General features: G+C 64.5%; 17 protein-coding genes. 11 read left to right on the top strand and 6 right to left on the bottom strand.

Annotated features, from left to right (window positions below):
- Positions 1-29 precede the first annotated feature (29 nt).
- A complete protein-coding gene (locus AC3WLX_RS04935; RefSeq protein ID WP_492334916.1) occupies positions 30-1280 on the bottom strand; it encodes a DUF763 domain-containing protein in 1251 nt (416 codons plus the stop codon).
- Between the two features lie 127 nt (positions 1281-1407).
- On the opposite strand from AC3WLX_RS04935, the gene AC3WLX_RS04930 reads away from it, so the two are divergent.
- Positions 1408-2550 carry a mechanosensitive ion channel family protein gene (locus AC3WLX_RS04930; RefSeq protein ID WP_492334915.1) on the top strand — a complete coding sequence of 381 codons (1143 nt, stop codon included), beginning with the start codon at positions 1408-1410 and terminating at the stop codon, positions 2548-2550.
- A 123-nt stretch (positions 2551-2673) separates the two neighbouring features.
- Entirely contained in the window at positions 2674-3384 is a 711-nt protein-coding gene (locus tag AC3WLX_RS04925) for a TetR/AcrR family transcriptional regulator (RefSeq protein ID WP_492334914.1), read from the top strand.
- Positions 3385-3423: 39 nt separating this feature from the next.
- On the opposite strand, the gene AC3WLX_RS04920 is transcribed toward AC3WLX_RS04925, so the two are convergent.
- Positions 3424-3573: a hypothetical protein gene (locus AC3WLX_RS04920; protein WP_492334913.1), complete on the bottom strand. Its 150-nt coding sequence runs from the start codon at positions 3571-3573 to the stop codon at positions 3424-3426.
- On the opposite strand from AC3WLX_RS04920, the gene AC3WLX_RS04915 reads away from it, so the two are divergent.
- The 3 genes from AC3WLX_RS04915 to AC3WLX_RS04905 are packed head-to-tail and all read left to right on the top strand — an operon-like array spanning position 3572 to position 6083.
- Entirely contained in the window at positions 3572-4285 is a 714-nt protein-coding gene (locus tag AC3WLX_RS04915) for a PIG-L deacetylase family protein (protein ID WP_492334912.1), read from the top strand. The genes AC3WLX_RS04920 and AC3WLX_RS04915 overlap by 2 nt on opposite strands.
- Positions 4282-5160 (top strand): substrate-binding domain-containing protein, encoded by an 879-nt coding sequence (locus AC3WLX_RS04910; RefSeq protein WP_492334911.1) that lies wholly within the window; start codon positions 4282-4284, stop codon positions 5158-5160. The genes AC3WLX_RS04915 and AC3WLX_RS04910 overlap by 4 nt, the downstream gene beginning before the upstream one ends.
- Entirely contained in the window at positions 5160-6083 is a 924-nt protein-coding gene (locus AC3WLX_RS04905) for a DUF1932 domain-containing protein (RefSeq protein WP_492334910.1), read from the top strand. Before AC3WLX_RS04910 ends, AC3WLX_RS04905 begins: the two co-directional genes overlap by 1 nt.
- A gap of 9 nt (positions 6084-6092) precedes the next feature.
- On the opposite strand, the gene AC3WLX_RS04900 is transcribed toward AC3WLX_RS04905, so the two are convergent.
- Both AC3WLX_RS04900 and AC3WLX_RS04895 read right to left on the bottom strand, forming a co-directional pair.
- Entirely contained in the window at positions 6093-6401 is a 309-nt protein-coding gene (locus tag AC3WLX_RS04900) for a hypothetical protein (RefSeq protein WP_492334909.1), read from the bottom strand.
- Positions 6402-6580: 179 nt separating this feature from the next.
- Positions 6581-7822 carry an amidohydrolase family protein gene (locus tag AC3WLX_RS04895; RefSeq protein WP_492334908.1) on the bottom strand — a complete coding sequence of 414 codons (1242 nt, stop codon included), beginning with the start codon at positions 7820-7822 and terminating at the stop codon, positions 6581-6583.
- 148 nt (positions 7823-7970) lie between these two features.
- Here AC3WLX_RS04895 and AC3WLX_RS04890 point away from each other — a divergent pair, with 148 nt between their 5' ends.
- On the top strand, positions 7971-8387 hold the full coding sequence (locus AC3WLX_RS04890) for a nuclear transport factor 2-like protein (protein WP_492334907.1): 417 nt from the start codon (positions 7971-7973) through the stop codon (positions 8385-8387).
- A 95-nt stretch (positions 8388-8482) separates the two neighbouring features.
- Here AC3WLX_RS04890 and AC3WLX_RS04885 read toward each other — a convergent pair whose 3' ends face one another.
- Positions 8483-9241, bottom strand: coding sequence for a GntR family transcriptional regulator (locus tag AC3WLX_RS04885; RefSeq protein WP_492334906.1), 759 nt, complete (start codon positions 9239-9241; stop codon positions 8483-8485).
- A gap of 190 nt (positions 9242-9431) precedes the next feature.
- Between AC3WLX_RS04885 and AC3WLX_RS04880 the strand changes: the two genes are divergently transcribed.
- The 5 genes from AC3WLX_RS04880 (at position 9432) to AC3WLX_RS04860 (ending at position 14636) form a co-directional block, all read left to right on the top strand.
- Positions 9432-10295, top strand: coding sequence for an ABC transporter ATP-binding protein (locus tag AC3WLX_RS04880; RefSeq protein WP_492334905.1), 864 nt, complete (start codon positions 9432-9434; stop codon positions 10293-10295).
- A complete protein-coding gene (locus tag AC3WLX_RS04875; protein WP_492334904.1) occupies positions 10295-11071 on the top strand; it encodes an ABC transporter permease in 777 nt (258 codons plus the stop codon). Before AC3WLX_RS04880 ends, AC3WLX_RS04875 begins: the two co-directional genes overlap by 1 nt.
- Positions 11072-11110: 39 nt before the next feature.
- Complete coding sequence (locus tag AC3WLX_RS04870) at positions 11111-12136, top strand: ABC transporter substrate-binding protein (protein WP_492334903.1); 1026 nt, start codon at positions 11111-11113, stop codon at positions 12134-12136.
- A gap of 14 nt (positions 12137-12150) precedes the next feature.
- Complete coding sequence (locus tag AC3WLX_RS04865; RefSeq protein ID WP_492334902.1) at positions 12151-13590, top strand: amidohydrolase family protein; 1440 nt, start codon at positions 12151-12153, stop codon at positions 13588-13590.
- Between the two features lie 137 nt (positions 13591-13727).
- Positions 13728-14636, top strand: a complete 909-nt coding sequence (locus AC3WLX_RS04860; protein WP_492334901.1) for an amino acid ABC transporter substrate-binding protein — start codon at positions 13728-13730, stop codon at positions 14634-14636.
- 122 nt (positions 14637-14758) lie between these two features.
- Here AC3WLX_RS04860 and AC3WLX_RS04855 read toward each other — a convergent pair whose 3' ends face one another.
- Positions 14759-15970: an acyl-CoA dehydrogenase family protein gene (locus AC3WLX_RS04855; protein ID WP_492334900.1), complete on the bottom strand. Its 1212-nt coding sequence runs from the start codon at positions 15968-15970 to the stop codon at positions 14759-14761.
- Positions 15971-15993 lie beyond the last annotated feature (23 nt).

Below are 15993 nucleotides of genomic sequence, written 5' to 3'. Positions count from 1 at the left end.
ATTCCTCCCGCCAACTCGCGGACCGGTGTTCAGCCGGTCCGCTTTTTTGTGGGCGCAAGGTCACGCTCCCAGCCGAACACCGAGCGGCCATCGAGATCGGGCGAGGCGACACGTTCACCAGCAGTGAACGAGTCCACCGACGGACCTTTCGCGGTGCGCTCCAGCCGCCGCGCCTGGTCGTCGAGGCGCTTGATCGCCTGCATCTCTTGCTCGCGCCCCAGCTTCGCGTTCTGGATCGCGCCCTTCAGCACCCGGATAGTCTCGTCATAGACCTTGATCGGAACGGGATAGGGATGCCGGTCCTTGCCGCCATGGGCAAGCGAGAACCGCGCGGGGTCGGTGAAGCGATAGGGGGCGCCGTGCACGACCTCGGCGACCATCGCAAGCGAACGCACGGTGCGCGCGCCGACGCCCGGCGTCAGCAAGAGGTCCGGAAAATCGACCGGGCCGCGCTCGGCTGCGGCCGCCAGCGTGCCGTGCAGGCGACGCGCGAACACGTCCTTGGGCCTGACGTCGTGATGCGCAGGCATGATCAGATGCGGCAGCATGGCCTGTGCCGGCTCGGGCGCGGTGCCGATCAGGTGTTCGAATTCGCAGACGATGCGATCGGGTCCGAGATCGTTCAACAGCTCGAGCTGGGCCGTCCGAGATATTTCGGCGCGATGATCGGTGAGATTGACGATCTCACCCTGCTGCGGCCCGTCGATCGCGCTGTGCGGCGTATCGACAAAGCTCTTCAGCGCCTCGGAATGCCAATGGTAACGACGCGCCTGCCGCTTGTCGCCGTTCATGCCCTGCTGCACCACCGTCCATTTGCCGTCGGCGGTCACGAAGAATCCGTGCAGATAGAGGTCGAAGCCATCCTGGACCGCGGCGCTGTCGACCTTGGCCACCAGACGGCTGGCACGGGTCAGCTCGATGCCGTCGAAGCCGACGCGCTCGCCGAGCTGCATCAGCTCGTCCGGCGTCTTGCGGGAATGCTGGCCCCGGCCGCCGCAGACGTAGATCCCGAGCTCGTCCTGAAGCGGCCCGAGCCCGCGCTTCAGCGCGCCGATTACCGAGGTCGTGATGCCGGAGGAGTGCCAGTCCATGCCCATCACGGCACCGAACGATTGGAACCAGAACGGATGTGACAGGCGCTGCAGGAATGCATCGCGCCCGTAATGCAGCACGATGGCTTGAGTGACGATGGCCCCCAGCGAGGACATGCGACTGGCGAGCCACGGGGGAACCCGTCCGGTGTGGAGAGGAAGATCGGCGCTGCCGGTACGTCTGGTCATGAGCGCCCCGAAACTAGCCGAATTCTGCAACGGTTGCATCAGGGGAATGCTGCGTTGCACGAGGAGGGGGAGCGAAGCTGGCCGGCAAGCGTTGAGGGGGCTGCGCGAACGGATGACGGGGACAGCAATGAATTGGGATACCCTCATCGCCGAGGTCGACAGCAAGCTCGACTGGATCCCTACTTGGTTCGTCGGCCTCAGTCTGGTTGCCGGCGCGATCCTGCTGGCGCTTGCCTTCTATCGATTCGTGGCCTGGCTGCTCAATCGTTCCTTCGGAATTCGCCTCCCGCTGTTAAAAGTGTTCATCGACCGGACCGCCGGTCCGGCCCGGCTCGCGCTCTGCCTCGCCGCCGTCGCCTTGGTGCTGCCCCTTGCGCCGCTGGATGACGAGATTCGAACGCCGCTGACGCGCTTGTTCGTCGTGGCGTTCATCGCGCTGATCGGCTGGATCTCGATCCGGATCGTCGACATGAGTGCGGCGCGATACCTGCAGAATTTCCGCGATGTCACCGAGAACTTCATCGCGCGCAAGCATGTCACGCAGGTCCGCGTGTTCAAGCGCGTTACCGATACCATCATCGTGATCATCACCGTCTCCGCCGCGCTCATGACGTTCGACTCGGTGAGGCAATACGGCGTCAGCCTGTTCGCCTCCGCCGGCGCCGCCGGTATCATCGTCGGTCTGGCCGCACGCCCGCTGCTGAGCAATCTGATCGCCGGCCTGCAGATTGCGATCACCCAGCCGATCCGCATCGAGGATGCCGTGATCATCGAGAACGAATGGGGCTGGGTCGAGGACATCGCCTCGACCTATGTCGTGATCCGGCTGTGGGATTGGCGCCGCATGGTGGTGCCGCTGTCCTATTTCATCGAAAAACCGTTCCAGAACTGGACGCGGGACACCGCATCCCTGATCGGCGTCATCGCGCTCCATGTCGACTACCGTGCCGACGTCGTCCGCATCCGTCGCTGGCTGGAAGGTGCGGTCAAGGAGTCGAAGCTCTGGGACGGGGAAGTGGTCAATCTCCAGGTGATCGACGCGGATTCCCGCACCATCGAGCTTCGCGCGCTGGTCAGTGCGCGCAACGCGCCGCAATCCTGGGACCTGCGCTGCGAAATGCGAGAGAAGCTGATTGCCTTCATCCGCGACGAGATGCCGGAAGCCTTGCCGCGCGAGCGCGCGATTCTGATCCCGTCGGGAGATGACGATGGCGACTTCCCGCGGCGAGCCAGGGGGCCGGAGAAAATGCAGGCCAGAGCCAACAACTGAACCGCACGGCCAGAGGCCGTCGCGAGCGTCATTTTTCCAGGGACGCAACTTCCGACGAGGGTGCTGCGGACGTCGCCCGAGTTGTTGACGAGACCTGATTTTTTGTACGATAGTACAAATGAGATGGTACGCAAGCCCACCAGCAAGGAAACGGCCCGCAAGCCGAACATGCGCGAGGCGATTCTTGCCGGGGCCGAGGAGCTGTTCGCCACCCACGGCTTCAATGCCGTGTCGGTGCGCGACATCGCGCTGGCCGCAGGGGCCAACCCCGGTAGCGTGACCTATCATTTCAAGACCAAGGACGGCCTGCTGCTGGAGATCTACCGCCGCCATTGCGGGCCGATGAATCTGCGCCGCTCCGAACTGCTCTCTGCCGCCAGGCGCGTGCGCGATCTCCAGGACCGGCTGGAGGCGATCGTTCGCGCCTATGTGGTGCCGGCCTTCACCTCGGGCAGCGATCTCGCCGGTGGCGGCGCTCGTTTCACGCGGCTGCGCGCCGTGATGTCGGCCGAAGGCAACGACGTCGCGCGAAAGATCATTGCGCAGACCTTCGACGACACCAGCCATGCCTTCATCGACGCCATCCACGAGAGCCTGCCGCAGATACCACGTACCGACATCGTCTGGCGCAGCCACTTCCTGCTCGGCGCGCTCTATTATTCGCTGGTGACGCCGGAGCGCGTCTCGCGCCTGTCGCGCGGGGAGGCTGATGGCGGCGACGCCGCCACCGCCATCGAACAGTTGGTGCAGGCCACCGTTGCCGCGTTCCAGGCGCCCGCGCTCGACCAGGCCGCGCCGGCGCGGCGGCGGCCTCTCGTCGGCAACAAGTCCTAGAACAGGCGGCTTTGCTTTCGGCGCTTCTCGCGATGACGATCATGACCACGCCGACCATTCCGCCGAGGATCCCAGCACGCGTACGCCGAAGTTCAGGCTGCCGAGGCTGGTGCAGCGATGACGGTGAAAGGTCGTCGACGGCGGCCGCCAGCCGATGATGTCGGCAAAGAAAGAGTGGAGCTCTCTCATGAAAACAGGCCTCGTGGTCACCGCCCATCCCGGCGATTTCGTGTGGCGCGCCGGCGGCGCCATCGCGCTGCACGCGAAGAAGGGCTATCGCATGAAGATCGTGTGCCTGTCCTTCGGCGAGCGCGGCGAGAGCCAGTTCGCCTGGAAGGAGCAGGGCGCGACGCTTCAATCGGTGAAGGCCGGTCGCAAGGACGAGGCGGAGCGGGCGGCCAAGCTGCTCGGTGCCGAGATCGAATTCTTCGATTGCGGCGACTATCCGCTCAAGCTGACGGAAGCGCATTTCGACCGCATGGTGGACATTTATCGCGAGCTCAATCCGAGCTTCGTGCTGACGCATGCGCTGGAAGACCCCTATAATTTCGACCACCCGAACGCGGCGCATTTTGCGCAGGAGACCCGCGTGGTCGCGCAAGCGATGGGCCACAAGCCGGGCGCGCAATACAAATATTCCGCTCCGCCGGTGTTCCTGTTCGAGCCACACCAGCCCGAGCAGTGCAGCTACAAGCCGGACACCATCCTCAAGATCGACGAGGTCTGGAAGGAGAAGTACGAAGCGTTCCAGATTCTCGCCGCGCAGAAGCATCTCTGGGGTTATTACGAGCGCGTCGCGCTCAACCGCGGCATCCAGGGCAGCCGCAACACCGGTGTGCCCATGACCTATGGCGAGGCCTACCAGCGCCTGTTTCCGACGGTTGCGGACGAGCTGGCATGACGCCGGTCCGCACCATCAAGCTCAAGGCGGTGATCGGCAGTCACCCCCATGTGCAGGCGGTGAAGAGCGGGGCGCTCCGCTCCGACCTGTTCGATCTCGATTTCATCGCGTACACGACGACCAACACCGCATTCAAGCCGATGGTGCGCGAGCAGGCCTTCGACGTCTGCGAGATGGCGATCGTCACGTTCCTGATGGCGAAGGCGCATGGCAAGCCGCTGGTGCTGCTGCCGGCGACCATGCTCGGCCGATTCCAGCACGCCTATGCGCTCTACAATCCCGCGCATGAAACACTCGGGCCGTCCGACCTGGAAGGCAGGCGTGTCGGCATCCGCTCGTTCACGACAACGACCGGTGCCTGGATCAGAGGCATCCTCGCCAACGATTACGGCGTCGATCTCGCCAGGATCCGCTGGGTCACCTTCGAGGATCCGCACGTCGCCGAATATGTCGACAACACCGAGCGCGCGCCCGACGACAAGAAGATCCTTTCGATGCTGATGGACGGCGAGCTCGACGCCGTGCTCGGCGAAACCTCGGATGATCCCAGGCTGAAACCGCTGTTTCCCGATCCGGCGGCGGAAGCCGCCAGATGGTACGCGCGGCGCGGCGTCGTGCCGGTCAATCATCTCGTGGTCGTGACCGAGCAACTGGCAAAATCGCACCCCGACGTGGTGGCGGGCGTTTATGATCTGCTCAAGCGAAGCAAGGAGCAGGCAGGACCTGCGGCGACGCCCGACCTCGTTCCGTTCGGGATCGAGGCGAACAGGAGATCGCTCGAGTTGATCGTCGACTACGCATTCCAGCAGGCGCTGATCCCACGCCGCTACGCGGTCGATGAGCTGTTCGACGCGGCGATTGAAGGACTGAACTGATGGCAGGTGATCCCAGGCGCTGGCAGATCGGGCTGGTCGGATACGGCGAAGTCGGCAGGATCCTGGCCGAAGATTTGCGCCAGCAGGACATCAAGGTCGCCGCCTACGACATCAAGCTCGGAGGCGAGCAGGGCACATCGCTCAGGGAGCACGCAGAGAAGTTCGGTGTGACGCTCGCGGCCTCTCACGCCGAGCTGGCCGCGAAATCCGACTTCATCATCTCCGCTGTCACGGCGAGCCAGGCCGTCCCGGTCGCCAAGGCCTGTGCGATTGCGATCAATCAGGGTACCTGGTTTCTCGATTTCAACTCGGCCTCTCCCGGTGCCAAGCAGCGCGCCGCTGCGCTGATCGACGGTGCTGCCGGGCGCTATGTCGAGGGCGCGGTGATGACATCGGTGCCGCCTTATCGCATCAAGGTGCCTTTGCTGCTCGGCGGACCCGGCGCGAGCGAGCTGGAGCCCCTGCTGAACGCGATCGGTTTCGCAGCCAAGGTCGCCAGCGACAAGCTCGGCGTGTCCTCGGCGGTCAAAATGTGCCGCAGCATCATGATCAAGGGCCTGGAAGCCATGGTCATCGAGAGTTTTATGACCGCGCGGGCCTATGGCGTGGAGGATGCCATGCTGGCGTCACTCAACGAGACATTCCCCACCATCGACTGGGAGAAGCAGGGCGCCTATTGCTTCCAGCGCGTGATCGAGCACGGCCGCCGACGCGCCGAGGAGGTGCGCGAGGTCGCCGAGACCGTGCGCGAGGCAGGGCTGACGCCGTGGTCGGCGCAAGGCACGGCCGAGCGGCAGGCCTGGATGGCGGATCTCGCCGACGAAGGGCTGTTCGGCATCAGGGGCAGCGAAAAGTTCGCCCGCAGTGCCGATTGGCGCACCGAGGCCGACCGGATCCTGGCCAGGATCAAGCGCGAGACGTAGGACGCAAGTTCAAGACTTGGTCGTTCGGAGGCCGGTGAGCTCGTCGCGGGCACTGTCGATCAAGCCCATCAGAGCCGCGGCTTGCCGCGCGACCTCGGTCGCGTGCTCGATGCGGAACTCTGCGAGGATCATGCGAATGCACTTGTCGGCAGTCTCGAGCGTCCACAGTGCGTGGGCAAGGTCAGCCGCGTTGCGAACCGACCCGACATCGAGGCTCGACAGGACTTCGCCGATGCCGTTCAACCGCTTGGCGGCTGTCTCGGCCGGCGTGCGGGCGCGAATGGACTGATAGTCGATGCTGCTGAATGCGCTGAACACGTCGATGCTTCCCCGTTGAACGCGACACCGGTGCCAGGCTCAAATGAGCGGCACCGCGGGAATTGCAATGCGGGCACATATCCGGATTCCGCGACAATCTGCTATCCGGATTAGTACCGGATTCGGAATTGCGGAACTCAGGGCGGTAGCATCGGATGAGAGGTCTCCGTTGGGTTCCCTTAGGAACCTGGCCGGAACAGAGCGGGTCGCGGCCGCGCGAAGGTTTGCTGGCCGCACTTGAAGCCCATCAAGACGTCGGGCAGTTCGGCGATGGCGAAGCGGCTATCCCTGGTATCGAGCACAATCAGATCGGCGGGATTGCCGACTTTGATGCCGTAATCATGGAGGTTCATCAGCCGCGCCGCCTGCTCGGTCACGAGATCGAGACAGGTGTCGAAATCGTTCACCGAGGCGTGCGCGACATTGGCATAGAAATTCGCCATCCGCAGCAGCGAGGCGTCGCCGAACGGCGTGAAGGGATTGAGCACGTTGTTGGTCGCGACCGAGCAGACGACGCCGTCGGCCGCGAGCTTGTGGGCGAGGGTCAACCCGCGCGGCGCGTTGTGGGTCGCCTCCCGTCCCATCAGGTAGAGGTCGGTCGCGGGCAGCACGGTAACGGCGACGCCGGCCCTTGCCAGCTGCGCGGTGGCCGCCCGCATCCGCTCCGGCGGCAGGGCCGAAAGTTTCGTCGCATGGCCGATCGCCACGCGTCCCCCGTAGTTGCGTCGCTCGGTCTGCCAGCAGACCTCGTCGAGATGCCACCAGGAGGGGTCGAGATCGAAGTCGAGATGAAGGTCGACGTCGACGTCGAACTGTTCCGCGAGATCGAAGATGCGCGCCAGATGGGCGTTTGGATCGCTGTCCATATAGGGACAGCCGCCGATGGCCTCGCCGCCGTCGCGCAACGCCTGCACCAGCAGTTCGTCGCTGCCGGGATCGTTGGTCAGGCCTTCCTGCGGGAAGACGCACAGTGACAGGTCGATCGCCCAGGCGTAGTCGCGCTTGAGCGCCTTGACCGCCTCGAAGCCGCGCAGGCCGATCCGCGGATCGATCTCGACATGGGTTCGCATGCGCGTCGTGCCGTGCACGATGGCGCGTTCGAGCACCTTTGCGCCGCGCGCGTAGACGTCCTCGACCGTAAAATCCTTCTTCATGCCGGCAACAGCACGGATCGCCTCGGAGACGCTGCCGTGATCGTGGGCGCAGCGGCCGAGCAGGCAGGCCTTGTCGAGGTGGATGTGGGTGTCGACGAAACCGGGCAGGGCGAGGTGTCCGCCGAGGTCGACCTCGACCGCTTCGCAGGCAAGCCGTGGCTCGATCGCGGCGATACGGCCGCCCTTCACGCCGATATCGACGGGTGCGGCGGACGATCGCAGCAGCGCGCTGCGGAAGATGAGGTCGAAGGCTGTGGAGGTGGTCATGGCGTTGGATTCAGCCGACGCACCCTATCGCAAGCCGAGGGAGCGGGCAGCTCCAGATTGTGTGCAACTGAGGAGGCTAACTGTACAAAAAATGTGCATGCACTTCGAGCTCGGAATTGTAGAATGTCGGCACTTCGGAGAAACTGCAATGTCCGCCCCAGCCAAAGCCGAACGCCCGATGACCGATGCCGAGATCGTCGAAGCCTACCTGACGGCCTCGATGATACCCGATCCCGACGCCGCTGCGGCCTATATGAAGCCGGGCACGGTGATCACGTTCACCGGCGGGCGCGAGTTCGACCATCCACGCGGGCCGACGGGCTTCAATGCGAAACGCTATCGCTGGGTCAAGAAGAAGATGGACCGGTTCGACGTCTGCCCCGGCCAGGACGAGACCGTTGTCTACAGCGTCGGCACGCTCTACGGCGAGTGGATGGACGGCACGCCATTCGAGGGCAACCGCTATGTCGACCGGTTCGTCGTCAAGGGCGGCCAGATCGTGAAGATGGACGTCTGGAACGACAGCGCCGAGCGGATCCTGGTTCAGCGCGGCATCGAAGCCTAAGCGCGATGAGATTGGGATGAATTGTCATCGCGCTTTAGTTTGTTGTTTAAGCATGATCTTTCCGGAAAACCGCTTCGTACTTTTCCGGATCAGCTTTAGCCTCTTCGCGCCACCTTTGGCAGCTTGACGACGCGGTCGCTCGCGACCTCGTCTGCATAGGGTGCGAGAATATCGAGCAGGTCCCTGCCACGCTGCGGAGTCGGAGCGACGAGTGCGCGATTGGCCACGGAATCCAGGTGATGATGCATCAATTCCATCACCTTTTCAGCATCGCCCCTGCCGAGTGCTGCAATGATGGCGCGATGCTCGTTGATGGCGCATTCGGTGGAATGCGGCCGGCTGAAGAGCGATAGCGTCAGGCAGCAGCGATAGGCGACCTCGCTGACATAGCGCACCAGGATCGGGCTGTTCGTCATCTGCGCGAGCAGGATGTGGAATTCGGTGGCGAGGCGAATCGAAACGGCGTCCGTGCTGCCGCGCGCACGATCCTCGGCGTCGACATGAGCGTTCAGCTCGGCGATCTGAGCCTTGGTCAGCTTGCCGGCGAGCTGGCGGACCACGAGCCGCTCCAGTTCGATGCGGATGTCGAAGGCATCGCGCGCTTCCTGCCAGCTCGGCGTCGCCACCACGGCGATCCGGTTGCGGCGGAGCTCGACCAGGCCTTCGGCGGCGAGCTGGCCCAGCGCGTGACGGGCAATGGTGCGGCTGACGCCGAAACGCTCGCCGAGCGAGTCCTCCGGCAGCTTGGCGCCGGGCTCCAGCGCCTGCTCGATGATGGCGCGTCGGAGAGCGCGACAGATCACGCTGACCTTGTCCAATGTTACCGAAGTCTTGTTGCTCGTGCGCGCCGCCATCGGCGAATCCTCGAGGGAAAGGTCGGGCGCTCTTTTAGCATAGCCTGATGCCAACTCAGCGCACCAATTGCATGCACTTTGACACCGGAATTGCTTAAATCGAATCCGCCCGTGGGCGCGGAGCCTGCTCAACCGGTTGATTTCTCAGGCTCGGGCGCTTGGCACCTCGCTTGCATGCACTTTGGCTGTGATGCGCATGCAACCCAACGATCGGTTTGACGGCCAGCCGGTTCCCGAAACAGCCGCGGCCACCGCCATCGAGCTCTCGGAGGCGTCCGTGACCTTCGGGCGCGGCGACCGTGCCGTCCCGGCTCTGTCGAAGACCACGCTCAAGATCGCCGACGGCGAGTTTGTCGCACTGGTCGGGCCTTCAGGATGCGGCAAATCGACCATCTTGCGTCTCGTCAGTGGCCTTGTGCAGCCGACCAGCGGCGTCGTCATCGTCGGCGGCCGCGAGGTGGCGGCGCGCGCGTTGCGGGTCGGCATGGCCTTTCAAAACCCGACCATGCTGCCGTGGATGACGATCGAGCGGAACATCATGCTGCCGCTGAAGATCGTCGAGCCGTTCCGCTCCAGCTTCCGCAGACTGCGCAAGACCGAGTTCCGCGACAAGGCCAACGCTTTGCTGGAGCAGGTCGGCCTCAAAGGCTTCGGCACCCGCTATCCCTGGCAGCTCTCCGGCGGCATGCTCCAGCGCGCCAATCTGTGCCGCGCGCTGATCCACGAGCCCCGCATGCTGCTGCTCGACGAGCCGTTCGGCGCGCTCGACCAGTTCACCCGCGAGGAGCTGTGGTCGATTCTCCAGACGCTCTGGATGACGCACAAGCCGACCGTGCTGCTCGTGACGCACGATCTGCGCGAGGCCGGCTTCCTCGCCAGCCGCATCTGCGTGATGAGCGCACGCCCCGGCCGCATCCTCGACGACAGCCGCGTCGACTTCGCACGGCCGCGCACGGTTGCGATGACCTTCGAGCCGGATTTCGTCGCGCTGAACCAGAAGCTGCGTGCCTTCATCGAGGATGCGCGCAGCACGGCCCAGCAGGGAGCAGGCTGATGTTCGGGATCGATGTCAGGCAGAAGGCGTGGTCGGCCGGACTCATCGTGCTGTTCTTCCTCGGCTGGGAGGTGTTCTGCGTGATGACCGGCATGTCCGACCTGGTGCTGCCGCGGCCGTCGCAGGTGTTCGTGACGCTGGTCGAGCGCTTTCCGGTGCTGTGGCCGCACATCGTGCAGACGCTCGCCACCACCATGCTCGGCTTCGTGCTCGGCGTCGCGCTCGGTGTTGCGCTCGGCGCGATCATCGGCGTCTCCAAGACGGCCTACGACACCTGCTATCCGCTGCTGATCGGCTTCTCCTCGATCCCCAAGGTCGCGGTGGTCCCGATCTTCGTGCTGTGGTTCGGCTCCGGCACGGTGCCAGCGGTGCTGACCGCGCTGTCGATCTGCTTCTTCCCGATCGTGGTCAACATTGCGACAGGCCTTGCCACGACCGAGCCCGAGCTCGAGGACGTCTTGAAGGCGCTCGGCGCCAGCAAGCTCGACATCCTCTGGAATGTCGGCCTGCCCAGGACCATGCCGTTCTTCTTTGCGTCCCTGAAGGTCGCGATTTCCTATGCCTTCGTCGGCGCCGTGCTGTCGGAGACGGTCGCCTCCAACCGCGGCATCGGCAACGTCATGATGACCGCGTCCTCCAATTTCAACGTGCCGCTGGTGTTCGCCGGCCTGTTCGTGCTCGCCGGGCTCGGCGTCGCACTCTACGTCGTGTTCTCGCTGATCGAAGGCCAGGTCACCGGCTGGGCCACGCGCAAGAACGACGTGATCGCCACCTGATTTCTTGAACCGTCACGCAACGAAGTTGAGGAGGTCTCGATGTTGAGGAAAGTAACCGCCGCGCTGCTGGGATTGGCGCTGTCCACAGGCGCCGCCATGGCCCAGGAGACCACGATCAAGTTCACGCTGGGCTGGAAAACCCAGGGCAGCGACGCCGCCTTCTTCTATGCCAAGGACAACGGCTTCTTCAAAGAGGAGGGCCTCAACGTCGTCATCGACCAGGGCGAGGGCTCCGGCGCCACCGTCACGCGCGTGATGTCCGGCGCCTATGACGCCGGCTTTGGCGACGTCAACGCCATCATCCAGAACGCCGCGACCAAGCCGCAGGAGGCGCCCGTCATGGTCTACATGATGTGGAACCAGCCGCCATTCGCGATCGTCGCCAAGAAGAGCAGCGGCATCAACACCATCAAGGATTTCGAGGGCCGCACGCTCGGCGGCGCTCAGGGTACGCCGACGACGCGCCTTTTGCCCGTGTTCACGCGCAAGAACGGGCTCGACGGCGAGAAGATCAAGATCTCCAACATGGCGCCGAACCTCCAGGAGCCGATGCTGATCAAGGGCGACATCGACGCGGCGCTCGTCTTCAACATCACCAGCTATTTCAACCTGGTGCTCAACCGCCAGGATCCGGACAAGGATTTCAAATGGTTCTCGTTCGGTGAGTACGGCCTCGACCTCTATTCCAACGGCGTGATGGTCTCCCGCAAGCTGATCGCCGCGAACCCGAAGGCCGTCGCGGGCCTGGTGCGCGCCATCAACAAGGCGGCGATCGCGATCGCCAAGGACCAGAATGCCGGCATGAAAGCGGCGGTGAACTACGACAACCTGATCAATGCCGAAGTCGAGAAGCGGCGGCTGCAATACTCTTTCGAGAAGCTGATCGTCTCGCCGGAGATGAAGGAGATCGGCATCGGCGACGTCAAGGACGACCGCATGGCGCGCGCCATCGGCATCGTGGTCGAGGGTTACCAGCTCGCCCGCGCCCCGACGCCGGCGGAAGTATTCTCGCGCGAATTCCTGCCGCCCCGTGCGGAGCGGGAGCTGGTATATACGGCCAACTGATCAAGGAGACGCGCATGGCCACGGAGGTTTCGGCAACCAGCCTGTTCCGTGGCCCTGATCGCGGCGTCTGCGACGATGCCGTGCTGCGGCACGAGGGCGGCATCATCACCGACGTTTCGGAGGGAGCAGGGGCTGCGAGCGGCCCGCGCTCCCTCGTCATTCCGGCCTTCGTCAACGCCCATGATCATGCCCGTGCCACGGCGTCGTCCTTCGGCGCGGTCGGCATGCCCCTGGAAAGCTGGATCCTGCGCACCGCGCTCGGCACCCCGGTCGATCCCTATCTGACGGCGGCCTCGGCGCTGGCACGATCGGCCAAGGCGGGTTGCGCGGCCATGATGGTGCACTACACGCGGCCGAGCGGGACGATGTCCCTGGTCGACGAGGCAAAGGCGATCGCGAAGGCCGCGTCCGACGTCGGCATCCGCATCGCGTTTGCGATGGCCGTGCGCGACCAGAATCCGATCGTCTATGGCGATGCCGAGCCGGTGCTCTCGGGCCTGTCGCGCGAGGAGCGCAAGACCATCGAGGACCTGTTCGTCCGCGCGCCGATGTCGCCGGACGCGTATATCGAGCTGACCGACAGCATTGCCGCCGCTGTGGCCGGGCCGATGGTGGACGTTCAGCTCGGTCCTGCCGGCGTGCAATGGTGCTCGAAACCGCTGCTGGAGGCAGTGGCCGAGAATTCCGCGCGCACCGGCCGCCGCATCCACATGCATCTCCTGGAGACCGTGTACCAGCGCGCCTGGGCCGATCGGAATTTTCCGGACATGGTGCGCTGGCTGCGCGACATCGGATTCCTCTCGGAGCGGCTGACGCTGGCGCACTGCATCCACGCGCGCCCCGATGAGCTGGAGATGATCGCGGCCTCCGGCGCCCGCATCGTCACCAATTTCAGCTCGAACATGCATCTGCGCTCGGGCCTGGCTCCGATCGCCGCCGCGCACGCGTGCGGCTGTGCCATCGCCGTCGGCGTCGACGGGCTGGCGCTGGACGAGGACGACGACATCCTGCGCGAGATGCGGCTGGTGCAGATGGCTCATGGCGGCCTCGGCTTCAAGCCGACATGGACGCCGGCCGAGCTGTTCTCGCTCGCCATCCGCAACGGCCGTCGCGCGACGGGTGCTCCTGGAAATGGCGAGCTCGTCGCCGGCAATCCGGCCGACTACGTCGTGATCGATCTCGACCGGCTGGATCGCGACCGGATCATGCCGGTCGATCCGATGGCGCTGCTGTTCGCAAGGGGGAATGCGTCCCTGGTGAAGGAGGTCGTCGTCGCCGGCAAGAGCATCGTGAGCGACGGGGGCTGCACCGGAGTCGATCTGCCGGCCATCGAGCGGGAGTTGCGGGACATCTACCGCGCCAATGCCGGCAAGCTCGCGAACTTCCAGCGGATGTGGCCACCCCTGGCGGAGCGGTTGAGCGGCTGGTTCGAACAGCAGCTGACGTGCCAGTGACGCGGCTCCCGCTCGCCCCGTATTGAAAAGAGCGATAGCTGGTAGTCGCTGCCCCGTCTGGCGGCCGCAACATACGTCGTTTATCACCTCCGCGATCCCGTCGCGACAAGGTCGACGACCCCATTGAGGAGCAACCCATGCGTCTACCCGTTCTTGTCCTGGCCCTGAGCAGTCTCGCCGGCGCAGCGTCAGCCGAAGACCTCTCGGGCACACTCCAGAAGATCAAGGAGACCAGGAAGATCACGCTCGGCTATCAGGAGGCCTCGGTACCGTTCAGCTATCTCGACGGCAACCAGAAGCCGGTTGGTTTCGCCATGGACATCTGCCTCAGGATCGTTGACGCCGTGAAGAAGCAGCTCGGCATGCCCGACATCTCCGTCGAGACCCTCGCGGTGACCTCGTCGAACCGCATCCCGCTGATGGTGAACGGCACGCTCGACCTGCATTGCTCGGCGACCACCAACAACGCCGACCGCCAGAAGCAGGTCGCCTTCACCAACACGCATTTCCTCAGCGCGACGCGGTTTGCCGCCAAGAAGGCCGCCAAGATCAACACCATCGACGATCTCAAGGGCAAGGCGGTCACGGCCGTGGCGGGATCTGTGAACCTGACGCAGCTCGCCAAGGTCAACAGCGAGCGCAATCTCGGCATCAACATCATGCCGGCCAAGGACCAGGCCGAAGCGTTCCTGCTGCTGGAGACCGACCGCGCCCAGGCCTATGCGCTCGACGACGTCCAGCTCGCGGTTGCGATCGCTCGCTCGAAGGAGCCGCAGGCTTACATGGTCAGCGAGGAAGCGTTCTCCAAGCCGGAGCCTTACGGCATCATGCTGCGGCGGGAGGATGCCCCGTTCAAGGCGCTCGCCGACCGCGCCACCGCCGAGCTCTATGCCAGCCCGGAGATCGAGGTGCTCTACAAGAAATGGCTGCAATCGCCGACGCCGCCGAATGGCCTCAACTACAACGTCCCGCTGTCGCCGGCCTTGCGCAACGCCTTCAGGAAGCCGAGCTCGAGTGCCGATCCCGATGTGTACGTGGTGAACTGAGGCGGGCCGCCGAACGCTGATTGCGGCCGCGCTGCATGTTATTGCGCCCTCTCCCCTTGTGGGTCCCACAAGGGGGAGAAGGAACGGGAGCGCCGCCGGCGCCTCACGAACGATCGCTTCTTCTACGCGTTCGAATATTTCCTCAGCTCGAGCCGCGCGATCTGGTTGCGGTGGACCTCATCAGGTCCGTCGGCAAGACGCAGCAAGCGCGCGGTGGCGTAGGCCTGAGTCAGTCCGAAATCGTTCGAGGTGCCGCCGCCGCCATGGGCCTGAATGGCCCAGTCGATGATCTGGCAGGCCATGTTCGGCACGGCGACCTTGATCATGGCGATCTCGGCTTTTGCGACCTTGTTGCCGACCGTGTCCATTGCATAGGCGGCGTTCAGCGTCAGCAGCCGCGCCTGCTCGATCATGATGCGGGCTTCCGCGATGCGCTCCTGCGTCACTGTCTGCTCCGAGACCGGCTTGCCGAATGCAACCCGGCTGCGCACGCGGCGGCACATCTTCTCCAGCGTGCGTTCGGAAAGGCCGATCAGGCGCATGCAATGATGGATGCGGCCGGGTCCGAGCCGACCCTGCGCGATCTCGAAGCCGCGGCCCTCGCCGAGCAGCATGTTTTCCTTCGGCACCCGCACATTGGTGAAGATCACTTCGGAGGCACGGTCGGGCACGCCGTAGAAGCCGAACACGGGCAAGGGACGCTTGACCTCGATGCCCGGCGTGTCCATCGGCACCAGGATCATCGATTGCTGCTTGTGGCGATCAGGATTGTCGGGATCGGTCTTGCCCATGAAGATGCAGATCTTGCAGCGCGGGTCGGTCGCGTTGGTCGTGTACCATTTGCGCCCGTTGATGACGTAATGGTCGCCGTCGCGCACGATCGAGCTCTCGATGTTGGTGGCATCGGATGATGCGACCGCCGGCTCGGTCATGGCAAAGCAGGAGCGGATTTCGCCAGCGAGCAGCGGCTTCAGCCAGCGCTCCTTGTCCTGCTCCGAGCCGTAGCGCTCCAGCACCTCCATGTTGCCGGTGTCGGGCGCCGAGCAGTTGAAGACTTCAGGCGCAAGATGCGAGCGGCCCATCACCTCGCACAGCGGGGCGTATTCGAGATTGGAGAGGCCCGCGCCGTGATGGCTCGCGGGCAGGAATAGATTCCACAGCCCCTCCGCCCGCGCCAGCGGCTTCAGCTCCTCGACGACCGGAAAGACCTTCCATGGCCCGAGCTCTTCAGCCTCGCGGTAGAAGCGCTCCTCGTTGGGATAGATGTGCCGGTCCATGAAGCTTTCGAGCTTTCGTTTTAGCTCGACGACCTTGGGCGCCATCGGGTAGAGCATCTCTCATCTCCTTGATCGAAGGC

This window comes from Bradyrhizobium sp. FW305-F6 (assembly GCF_058782905.1).
This window is presented reverse-complemented; position numbering and strand designations above follow the sequence as displayed.